9 protein-coding genes and 1 pseudogene are annotated in these 11,095 nt (G+C 61.6%); 9 read left to right on the top strand and 1 reads right to left on the bottom strand.

Going from position 1 to position 11,095, the window contains the following annotated elements; genetic code table 11:
• Positions 1 to 95 precede the first annotated feature (95 nt).
• From EV140_RS00240 to EV140_RS00280, 9 genes and pseudogenes are all read left to right on the top strand, one after another.
• Complete coding sequence (locus tag EV140_RS00240; protein WP_241971214.1) at positions 96 to 1,049, top strand: ABC transporter permease; 954 nt, start codon at positions 96 to 98, stop codon at positions 1,047 to 1,049.
• Between the two features lie 13 nt (positions 1,050 to 1,062).
• A complete protein-coding gene (locus EV140_RS00245; RefSeq protein ID WP_130279910.1) occupies positions 1,063 to 1,863 on the top strand; it encodes an ATP-binding cassette domain-containing protein in 801 nt (266 codons plus the stop codon).
• A gap of 102 nt (positions 1,864 to 1,965) precedes the next feature.
• Positions 1,966 to 2,940 (top strand): 5-dehydro-2-deoxygluconokinase, encoded by a 975-nt coding sequence (iolC, locus tag EV140_RS00250; protein ID WP_277871076.1) that lies wholly within the window; start codon positions 1,966 to 1,968, stop codon positions 2,938 to 2,940.
• A complete protein-coding gene (locus tag EV140_RS00255; protein WP_422386070.1) occupies positions 2,927 to 3,844 on the top strand; it encodes a class I fructose-bisphosphate aldolase in 918 nt (305 codons plus the stop codon). Before iolC ends, EV140_RS00255 begins: the two co-directional genes overlap by 14 nt.
• Positions 3,845 to 3,882: 38 nt before the next feature.
• The gene (locus EV140_RS00260) at positions 3,883 to 5,430 is read left to right on the top strand and encodes a CoA-acylating methylmalonate-semialdehyde dehydrogenase (RefSeq protein ID WP_130279912.1); all 1,548 of its coding nucleotides are present in this window, start codon (positions 3,883 to 3,885) and stop codon (positions 5,428 to 5,430) included.
• Positions 5,431 to 5,512: 82 nt separating this feature from the next.
• Positions 5,513 to 6,427: a 5-deoxy-glucuronate isomerase gene (gene iolB, locus EV140_RS00265; protein WP_130279914.1), complete on the top strand. Its 915-nt coding sequence runs from the start codon at positions 5,513 to 5,515 to the stop codon at positions 6,425 to 6,427.
• Positions 6,424 to 8,337, top strand: coding sequence for a 3D-(3,5/4)-trihydroxycyclohexane-1,2-dione acylhydrolase (decyclizing) (iolD, locus tag EV140_RS00270; protein WP_130279916.1), 1,914 nt, complete (start codon positions 6,424 to 6,426; stop codon positions 8,335 to 8,337). The genes iolB and iolD overlap by 4 nt, the downstream gene beginning before the upstream one ends.
• Positions 8,338 to 8,363: 26 nt before the next feature.
• A complete protein-coding gene (locus tag EV140_RS00275) occupies positions 8,364 to 9,233 on the top strand; it encodes a sugar phosphate isomerase/epimerase family protein (RefSeq protein WP_130279917.1) in 870 nt (289 codons plus the stop codon).
• A 161-nt stretch (positions 9,234 to 9,394) separates the two neighbouring features.
• Positions 9,395 to 10,531, top strand: a pseudogene (locus EV140_RS00280) (IS3 family transposase).
• Between the two features lie 307 nt (positions 10,532 to 10,838).
• Here the strand turns inward: EV140_RS00280 and EV140_RS13535 are convergent.
• A complete protein-coding gene (locus tag EV140_RS13535) occupies positions 10,839 to 11,027 on the bottom strand; it encodes an ATP-binding protein (protein WP_130279934.1) in 189 nt (62 codons plus the stop codon).
• Positions 11,028 to 11,095: the final 68 nt, after the last annotated feature.

Below are 11,095 nucleotides of genomic sequence, written 5' to 3' on the forward strand. Positions count from 1 at the left end.
TGCGCGTCCCACGGGCCGGCAACACCCCGCCTAGCACGAGCAAAGCGCCTTTCGATTGGCGCCGCCTCACGCACCGACCCGAGACTGGCGCTCTCGTGGGAACGCTGTCAGTCTTTATCTTCTTCGCGACCTTTGGGGGCGCTCAGTTCCTTTCAACAGGTGGCACCGCAAGTTGGTTGAACATCGCCGCTGAGCTCGCCATCATCGCGCTTCCCGTAGGACTCTTGATGATTGCCGGCGAATTTGACCTCTCAGTCGGATCTGTCGTGGCAGCTAGCTCCGTCACTCTTGCTCTCGTATCGGGTACCTATGGGGCGCCAGCGATCGTCGGCGTAGCGGCGGCCTTGGCAGTTGGCCTCCTAGTCGGCTTCGTCAACGGGTACATAGTCTCTCGATCAAAGGTGCCCTCATTCATCGTCACGCTAGCGATGCAATTCGCTCTTGCGGGGCTCACACTGGGCATTGCCCGTTTGATCACGGGCAGCACCAGCATCCCCCTGACCGCTGACCCCGTATCCAAGGCGATCTTTGGAACTCTCATTGCAGGCCAATTCGGGGTCGCCATCTTCTGGGCCGTCGGCATCGCTCTCGTCGTCGCTTGGATTCTCCAGATGACCAAGTACGGCAACTGGATCTTCGCCACCGGCGGCGACGCCGAGAGCGCTCGTGCGGCGGGCATCCCCGTCCGCAAGGTGAAAATTGGGCTCTTCATGGGATCGGCCCTCGGGGCTTCGCTCGTGGGCATCATTCAGACGATGCTGTACAACGGGGCACAAACCGGCGTCGGCCAGTCCTTCGTCTTCAACTCCGTCATCGCGGTGGTGGTTGGAGGGGTCCTTCTGACAGGCGGGTACGGATCCGTGGTAGGTGTGGCCCTCGGTTGCCTTACCTTCGCCGTCGTGAACCAAGGGATCTACTACACGGGCTGGAACTCAGACTGGGCCTCGCTCATTCTGGGCATCCTGCTTCTCGTCGCAGTGCTCATGAACAACACCTTCCGGCGGCTCGCGCTGAGCTCTGGCACCGGTAAATCCAAGGCAAAGAAGTAGAAGGGGACCGGTCATGGTTGCGCCACTGCTCAAACTTAACGACGTTTCGAAGTCATTCGCAGGCAGCAATGCACTCTCCGAAATCTCGCTCGAAGTCAAACCAGGCGAAGTCCTGTGTCTTCTCGGCGACAACGGTGCCGGAAAATCAACACTCATCAAGGTGCTTTCCGGAGTACACAAACCCACCTCCGGAACAATTGAGGTCGACGGCCAGCAGCGAGTGTTCGAAAGCCCCAAAGACGCTGGCGATCTAGGAATCGCCACAGTGCACCAATACGGCGGCACGTTCCCACTGATGTCCGTGGCAAGGTGCTTCTTCGTGGGCGAAGAGCCCACGAAAGGCGTCTGGCCCTTCCACTACTTCGACAAGAAGACCGCAGGACTCATTACCGTGCAAGAGATGCAGAAGCTCGGCATCACGCGGGTCACGGACGGGAGTCGGCTTGTGGGCAGCCTTTCTGGCGGAGAGCGGCAAACACTCGCTATCGCGCGAGCCGTGTACTTCGGCGCTCGAGTTCTCATCCTGGACGAACCCACGTCCGCCCTCGGTGTCAAGCAGGCAACACATGTCTTGAAGATCATCATGCAAGCCAGGGCGCAGGGAATCGCTGTGGTGTTCGTCACGCACAACGTGATGCATGCCATGGCTGTTGGTGACCAGTTCGCCGTTCTCATCCACGGGGAGAAGGCAGATGAATTCCGCAAGGGCGAACGAACTCGCGAGCAGATTACTGACCTGATGGCAGGTGGAGAGGCCATGGCAGCGCTTGAAGCTGAACTCGCCAGCCTCACCGGTCCGGTCCGTCTGCCGTGATCTCCGGGGACGGTAGCCCATGATCTCCCACGAACGGACAAACAGTTCGCCAAACGGACCTGGTTGGGCCACCCCAAGCAACTCCAGGAAAGGACTCGACCTGTGACGGACTCCAGCGAGCTCGAGCCCTATCAAGTGCTGACCATGGGGCGCATCGGTGTGGACATCTACCCCTTGCAGGATGGGGTTGGTCTCGAAGACGTTGACAGTTTCGGTAAGTACCTGGGCGGTAGTGCCACTAACGTCGCGATCGCTGCCGCGAAGCACCAGTTGCGTACGGCAGTGATCTCCGCAGTAGGAAATGACCCTTTCGGGCGATACGCCCACCAGGAACTTCGCAGGTTGGGCGTCGACAACCGCTTTCTCGGCACGGTCGAGGGACTGAATACGCCGGTCACCTTTTGCGAGATCTTTCCGCCGGACAACTTTCCGCTCTACTTCTACCGCGACCCCATCGCGCCCGATCTCATGCTCGACAGCGCGGAGCTCGACCTAGGTGCCATCACGCGAGCAGAGGTTTTCTGGGCCACCGTCACGGGTTTGTCCCGAGAACCCAGCCGCGCAGCGCACCATGCCGCCTGGGATGCGCGCGGGCGCGCACCGCTGACCATTCTCGACCTTGACTACCGCCCGATGTTCTGGAACTCGATGTCCGAGGCGCGCACGGAAGTGCAGAGGTCACTCGGCAAGGTCACGGTAGCCGTGGGAAACCGAGAAGAGTGTGAAGTCGCTGTCGGGGAAACTGACCCGTACCGCGCGGCAGACGCCCTGTTGGAGAGCGGCGTAGAACTGGCCGTCGTGAAGCAAGGGCCCAAGGGCGTTCTGGCAAAAACCCGACAACAAACCGTCGAAGTGGAACCATACCCAGTCGACGTCGTCAATGGACTCGGGGCTGGGGACGGCTTCGGCGGAGCGCTGTGCTACGGGCTGCTGCAGCGGTGGCCACTTGACCGCGTTCTGCGCTTCGCCAACATTGCAGGAGCCATCGTGGCAACACGACGCGAGTGCTCTACCGCCATGCCGACCACCGCCGAGGTCGAGGCCATCCTCAAGGAGGTATCAGGTGTCAATATCTGAACTCGACCACCCATCTCATCAACTCGCCCCTGTCGATTTCGACCGGTTGAGGGCGACACGGTTCGGGAATCCGGATGAGATCGGAAGGGTTCTAAGCGCTCGCGAACGTCGACCTCTCGTCAGAGGCGATGGTCGGCTACTCATTATCGCCGCGGACCATCCAGCCAGAGGAGCTCTGGGAGTCGGCAACGATCCGATGGCAATGGCGAATCGATACGACCTCTTGCGCCGGCTCATCGTCGCTCTCTCCCGCCCCGGCGTCGACGGAGTACTGGGAACCCCGGACATCATTGAGGACCTCGCGATCCTCGGCGCGCTTGACGGGAAGGTCGCAGTTGGCTCGATGAACCGTGGCGGATTGCGTGGCTCGGTGTTCGAGATGGACGATCGTTTCACGGGATTCGACATCGATTCGCTGGTCAGGGCGCGACTGGATGCGGCGAAGCTACTGGTACGTATCAGCTTGGAAGATGCGGGCACAGTCCGGACGCTCGAGGAGACTGCGAAAGCAGTGACGGATTCAGCTCATGCGAAGGTTCCGATCCTCCTCGAACCCTTCATGAGCGACTGGGTGAATGGTCGGGTCGTCAACGACCTCTCTACGAGCGCCGTCATCTCTTCGGTTGCCATCGCGTCCGGCCTGGGCGGCACATCTGCCTATAGCTGGCTCAAGCTCCCCGTCGTCAAGGACATGGAGCGAGTTATGGAGGCCGCGACGCTGCCCACTCTCCTCTTGGGAGGAGACGCAGGAGACGACCCGGGGGAGACGTTCGCGTCGTGGGAAGCAGCTCTATCGCTTCCCGGCGTCCACGGACTCGTCGTGGGTCGGACACTTCTGTACCCCGCAGCTGACGACGTCGCGACCGCAGTTGATACTGCGGTGTCGCTGGTACACGGCTCGTAAGCGCTCACACAATCTCTGCCTTCAACGTTAGGAATCCCATGGCCACGCACGGCAACTCAACTCCGCTCGACACCGACTCAGTGCCCATCGTTGGTCACTGGATCGACGGGAACCACGCTCCGTCGCACAGCGGCCGCACCGCCCCCATTCACAACCCTGCGACAGGAGCCGTCACGGCCCACGTCGCGCTGGCAGATGACGGCGAGATCGCGGCAGCAATAGCATCCGCTCAACGAGGTTTCGAGACATGGAGCGGATACTCGATCTCCAAGCGGCAAACGGTGCTCTTCGCATTCAGGGAGCTACTCAACGCACGAAAGTCCGAACTCGCCGACATCATCACTGCCGAGCATGGGAAGGTGACCTCCGATGCCCTGGGCGAAATCGCCCGCGGGCAAGAGGTAGTTGACCTTGCCACGGGGTTCCCCCAGCTTCTCAAAGGCGGCTACTCCGAGAACGTGTCCACCGGCATCGACGTGTACTCCATCAAGCAACCGCTGGGAGTAGTCGGTGTCATCAGCCCCTTCAACTTCCCGGCCATGGTCCCCATGTGGTTCTTCCCCATCGCGATCGCCGCGGGCAATGCAGTCGTGATGAAGCCCTCAGAAAAGGACCCCTCGGCGTCGATCTGGTTGGCACAGCTGTGGAAGGAAGCCGGACTGCCCGACGGCGTTTTCACGGTGTTGCAGGGGGACAAGCTTGCCGTCGACGGACTGCTGGAGAGTCCGATAGTTCAGTCAATCTCCTTTGTGGGGTCGACCCCTATCGCTCAATACATCTATGAGACCGCGGCTCGCAACGGGAAGCGGGTCCAGGCACTCGGGGGAGCGAAAAACCACATGCTGGTCCTACCGGATGCCGATCTGGATCTTGTCGCGGATCAAGCGGTCAACGCCGGGTACGGCGCGGCAGGTGAGCGGTGCATGGCAATCTCGGTCGTGGTCGCTGTTGAACCGGTCGCAGATGAACTCATCGCGAAGATCGCCGATCGCATCCGGAACCTCAAGATCGGCAACGGTGCAGGTGGAACAGATGGCGAGCCCGATATGGGACCGCTGATTACCGATGTGCACCGAGACAAGGTGTCGTCGTACGTCGACATCGCGGAGGCGGATGGCGCAACCATCGTCGTCGACGGTCGCGGCCTCACTGTCGACGGGCACGAGGACGGATTCTGGTTTGGGCCCACTCTCATCGACGACATTCCGACAACCTCTCGTGCCTACCAAGAGGAAATCTTCGGCCCAGTGCTGTCCATCGTCCGAGTGACGACGTTCCAAGAAGGATTGGACCTGATCAATTCGGGCATGTTCGGCAACGGCACGGCGATCTTCACGAACGACGGTGGTGCTGCACGGCGCTTCCAGAACGAAGTACAGGTCGGAATGATCGGAATCAACGTACCCATCCCGGTCCCCGTCGCGTACCACTCTTTCGGTGGCTGGAAAGCGTCACTGTTCGGAGATGCCAAGGCGTACGGTGCCCAGGGGTTCAATTTCTTCACCCGCGAGAAAGCAGTCACCAGTCGTTGGCTAGATCCCGCCAAACACGGTGGGATCAACCTGGGCTTCCCCCAAAACAACTAGGTCGACTTACTCGGCAACGCCTCTACGGGAACGTGCTGCTGCCCTCGAGAATGCCTCCACGACAAACCGGACAAGCGAGAACATGACTGAACACAACTGGTTCCATCCACGCGGGGCCCTTGCCCGAGACGGGTGGGAGTCTGTTGTGGACGGTGATACTCCGGGCTGGGAACACACCGGTATCCGCATCGCACAGCTGTCGCCCGGCGACGAAGTTACCCTCGACGACCCAGGCGTCGAGCGCATCATCATCCCCCTCACTGGAGCCTTCGCAGTCACCTGGACACTGAATGACGAAGTGACGACCACTGAGCTCGCAGGACGACAGTCTGTGTTCGACGGGCCCACCGACGTGCTCTATCTATCTGCCGGTGCCAGAGCCGCGGTATCCGGAAGTGGCCGGTTCGCGGTCGCGTCTTCGCCCACTGACGAACGACACCCCTCTCGTCACATCCTTGCGGCGGAGACTGCCGTCGAGCTCCGCGGCGCCGGAGCGTCAAGCAGACAGGTGCACAACTTCGGTACGCCGCCGTCGCTCGAAGCTGCACGTCTCATTGTGTGCGAGGTCATTACCCCCGCAAACAACTGGTCGTCCTACCCTCCCCACAAGCACGATGAGTTCAACCCCGGACAAGAGTCGCGCCTGGAGGAGATCTACTACTTCGAATCTGCGCCCCAGCGGGGAAGCGAAATAGTTGCCCAGGACGGAGACCCGTTCGGCATGTTCAGCACCTACTCCTCGCCCGCCGGGGAGATCGACATCAACGCCATGGTGCGGACGGGCGACATTGCGCTTGTTCCTTACGGCTACCACGGCCCCGCCGTGGCTGCTCCGGGATACGACCTCTACTACCTGAACGTGATGGCCGGCTCAGGCCCGGAACGTGCTTGGCTCATCACCGACGACCCCGCACACTCCTGGGTTCGACAGACTTGGAGCGCGCAAGACGTCGACTCCCGACTACCGTTCACCTCAAAGGGAGGCCCTCGCGAATGACCACGACGAAGACCATGACGGTCAGCCAGGCCCTAATCGAGTTCCTTGGGCGCCAGTGGACCGTCGACGGCGGAATCCGTGAGCGCACCATCCCTGGCATGTTCGGAATCTTCGGTCACGGCAATGTGGCCGGCATCGGTCAGGCCCTGCGGCAAGCGAACGTTGATGACCCCGACCTCATGCCCTACTACCAAGCCCGCAACGAGCAAGCGATGGTGCACCAATCAGTCGGCTTCGCCCGCATGCACCGTCGCCGAGCGACCTTCGCCTCGGCTGCCAGTGTCGGTCCCGGCGCGGCCAACATGCTCACCGGGGCTGCTCTGGCCACTACCAATCGACTACCCGCCCTCCTGCTCCCCAGCGATACGTTCGCAACGCGGGTCGCGGATCCGGTTCTCCAGCAGCTCGAGCAGCCATGGGATATCGGGATGACCGTCAACGACGCATTCCGCCCACTCTCGAAGTTCTTCGACCGTGTCCAGCGACCCGAGCAGCTCTACTCGATAGCGCTGGCGGCCATGAGGGTGCTCACTGACCCTGCCGAAACGGGGGCCGTCACGATCTCGCTTCCTGAGGACGTCCAGGCGGAGCGGATCGATGTCCCGCTCGAGTTTCTCCAGGAGCGTGAGTGGCACATTAGGCGACCGCTTCCCGAGCGAGGTCCGCTAGCCCGAGCCGTGGCAGCAATCCGAGCCTCGAAGGCGCCGTTCGTCATTGCCGGCGGCGGCGTTCTCTATTCCAGTGCTGAACAACAGCTACAAGCGCTCGTGCAGGCCACGGGCATACCCGTCGGAACGTCGCAGGCTGGCGGCGGCGTGTTGAACTGGGATCACCCGCAGTACCTGGGTGGCGTTGGGGCCACGGGCACACTAGCGGCTAACCGCCTGGTGGCAGAGGCCGATGTAGTCATTGGCATCGGCACCCGCTACAGCGACTTCACCACGGCATCCCGCACCGCATTTCAAAACCCGGACGTCACGTTCATCAACATCAATATCGCTTCGTTCGACGCGTACAAGCACGGAACTCAACTCCCGATCGTGGCGGATGCGCGGGAAGCGATTCTCGCCCTCGCCACGGAACTCTCTGGCTTCACAGTCGATGGTGACCTGGCAGAACGCATCGCTCGCGAGAAAGCCCTGTGGGATGCCTCTGTCGATCAAGCTTTCGAGAAGTCCGGCCTTTCCCTGCCCGGGCAGTCGGAGATCATCGGCACGGTTCAACAGGCGAGCGACCCGAGGGATGTTGTCGTTCAAGCTGCGGGGTCTCTTCCGGGAGACCTTCACAAACTGTGGCGCGTCCGGGATCCGCTCGGGTACCACGTGGAGTACGCATTCTCGTGCATGGGATACGAGATCGCGGGCGGGCTCGGCGCCAAGCGGGGACTGATCGCTGACGGGGACAACCGCGACGTCATCGTGATGGTCGGCGATGGGTCCTACTTGATGCTGAACTCAGAGCTCGTTACGGCCGTGGCCGAAAACATCAAGCTCATTGTGGTCCTCATCCAGAACCACGGGTACGCCTCAATTGGCCACCTGTCGGAAACGGTCGGCTCAGAGCGTTTCGGCACGTGGTACCGCACCTATGACAGTGAGGCACGCAACTTCCAGGGCGATGCCATCCTGCCCGTTGACCTCGCAGCCAACGCCCGCAGTTACGGCCTCGACGTCATCGAGGTCGACCCATCACCATCTGCAATCGACGATCTGCGAGAGGCTTTGGCCGCGGCGAAGAGGTCAGAAAGGTCAACGGTCATTCACATCAACAGCGACCCGCTCCTTTACGCGCCCGACGGCGCAGGCTGGTGGGACGTTCCCGTTTCGGAAGTGTCCACGCTCACGAGCACACAGAACGCTCGGGCTGAGTACGTCGAACAGCAAAAGTCGCAGCGGCCGCTCCTCGGCTAAGCGCACACGAGACACTGGAGGACCCTATGGTCAAGATCGCCTACGACCCGACCCCGCTGCACCACAAGTTCACACTGTTGGAGTTTCCAGATGTCGTTGCGCGACTGGGATTCGAGCACATGCAGCTCACCCCCCACGCCGACTTCGCACCCTTTTTTCGTCACCCAAAGGCTGACGATGAGCTCGTTCGCGTATTGAAGAAGCGCGCGAAGGACGCAGGAGTTTCGATTCCAGCCCTGCTTCCTGTTCAAAGGATTAGCTGGCCAGATGAGCCCGAACGCCTCACGGCAGTTCGCAATTTCCGCCGCATCATTCAGCTTGCCGTTCAACTAGAGATCCCCGTCATCAACACGGAGTTCAGTGGCCGGCCAGAACGATCAGAAGAAAGCGAAGCGGCCTTCTACCGCTCAATGGAAGAGATCCTTCCAGTCCTCGAGAGCGAAGGCCTGCGAATCAACTTTGACCCGCACCCCGACGACTTCGTCGAGGACGGGGTGGAAGCATGGAGAGTCCTCCGTGGCCTGAACGACCCGAGCGTTGGCTTCGTCTATGTCGGATCGCACACCTTCCACTACGGCGACCGCGCGACGAGCCTGATCCACGAGCTAGGCCCTCGACTGGGAGCCGTGTACACGGCGGACACGTTCGACCACAAGCGTTCCCATGGCCTGCGATACATCAGCAATCCGCCCGGAAACACGGCCCGGGTTCACCAACACTTGAACATCGGTGTCGGGGACGTTGATTGGGATGAACTCTTCGCCGCGTTACGCGACACGGGCTACTTGGATCACGAGGACGCGCTGATCGTGTCCAACGTCTTCGCGGAGGACGAGAACTGGGAAGAATCGGCCAGACTGCAACTGGAGAGTCTCTCTCGGCTCGTCGAAGGTTAGCCCCACGCTGAAAAGTAGCCTGCCCTGGGTTTCTTGAGCACACGACATGGGGACGAGCCGGATAAGCAGACTCGATAGTGGCCTGACCCCAGATTTTCGGTCCATCGGTTATGAGAGTCGTCTTGTTTCCCCGCCTGCCGGGGAGGAAGACTGGATGGACCATGACCACAAGAAGGCGCCGGCACACGCCGGAACAGATCGTCCGCAAGCTCGGTATCGCTGACCGTGTCCTGGCCGACGGTGGTGACATTGCTGCTGCTTGTCGCGAGTTGGGCGTATCGGAGCAGACCTACTACCGGTGGCGCAACCAATACGGCGGCCTGAAAGCTGAAGACGCGAAACGGCTCAAGGAGCTCGAGAAGCAGAACGCGACCTTGAAGCGGCTGCTGGCCGAGGCGGAGCTGGAGAAAGCGGCGTTGAAGGAGCTGGCTGAGGGAAACTTCTAGGCCCGGGCAGACGCCGCGCTGCGATCCGTCACCTGCTGAGCGTGTTCAATATCAGTGAGCGGATGGCGTGTCGTCTGGTCGGGCTGAGCAGATCCGCCTGGCGTCGACCCTTGATCTCGGAAACCTGCACCGACCCGGACGCTGCATTGCGATCCTGGTTGCGTGTTTGGGCGAAGGATCCTCCCCGCCGCGGCTACCGCAATGCTCACGCTGACGCGGTCGGTGAGGGTTGGGCGGTGAACGTCAAGAAGATCCAACGCCTCTGGCGTGAAGAGGGCTTGCGGGTGAGCGTGCGTCGTCGCCGTAAACGCGTCGGCGCCTCCACCGGTGAGTCGATCAGCGCCGTGGCACCGGACGACGTCTGGGCGATCGACTTCCAGTTCGATGCCACCGAGAACGGTCGCAGCGTGAAGATCGCCTCGATCATCGATGAGCACACCCGCGAATGCGTCGGCGGGCTGGTGGAACGCTCGATCACCGCCGACCGGCTCGTGGACGAGCTGGAGCTGATCGTTGTCCGGCGGGGACTGCCGCGGGTGTTGCGCTGCGACAACGGGCCCGAGTTCGTCTCCCACGCCCTTGCCGACTGGGCGAAAGACATGGTGGGCATCTCCTTCATTCCGCCGGGCCAGCCGTGGCGCAACGGCTATGTCGAATCGTTCAACGCGCGCCTGCGCGACGAGTGCTTGAACCTGAACAGTTTCTACAGCCTCGCCCACGCGAAAGTCGTCATCGGTGACTGGCGACACGACTACAACCACGGCCGCCGCCACTCCGCCCTCGGCTACCTGACCCCGGCGGCCTATGCTCAAAACTGCACACATCGAAACCCGTGACGACTCTCACACGTGATGGACCTAACCACGGGGGCAGACCAATAGCATTCGGCCGCGCTACTTCACGCGCGTCTCGAAGTCTCGTCATTGCCCTGTGGGGCGGTACTCCGCGCTCTGCCGGGCGCATTGAGACTGGTGTTGGCGAGCGGGAGGATTATTTCGCTAGCGTCAGAGGATGATCTGTTGGGGGCCCCTCAGTCGACCCCCGTTTCAAGCGGCGTTCTGGAGTTTCGCAAGGAGCACCCACGAACAAGACCCGCTACGGCGGGGCTTTTCGTTTGCTCGCGAGGCGACGCCGGAGGCCGGTGAATGGAGGCTCGCGCTCAGTCGCGAGGAAGGCGCACGGTCACCGTCGTACCCACGCTGAGCTCGCTGTCGATGTTGATGCGGCCGTGATGGGCGTCGACGATCGCCTTGACGATCGGCAGTCCCAGCCCGATGCCGCGGATTGCCGAACTGCGGGCCGTGTCGGCGCGGAAGAAGTGCTGACGGCGCTCACTGAAATTCCTCAGTTCTGCTCATCGAAATTCCCCACCCCGGGTCGCTCCGCCGCGTGAGGCGGGCCTCCCTCGATGCTGGT

The organism is Microcella alkaliphila (genome assembly GCF_004216855.1).
GTDB classification, from domain to species: domain Bacteria; phylum Actinomycetota; class Actinomycetes; order Actinomycetales; family Microbacteriaceae; genus Microcella; species Microcella alkaliphila.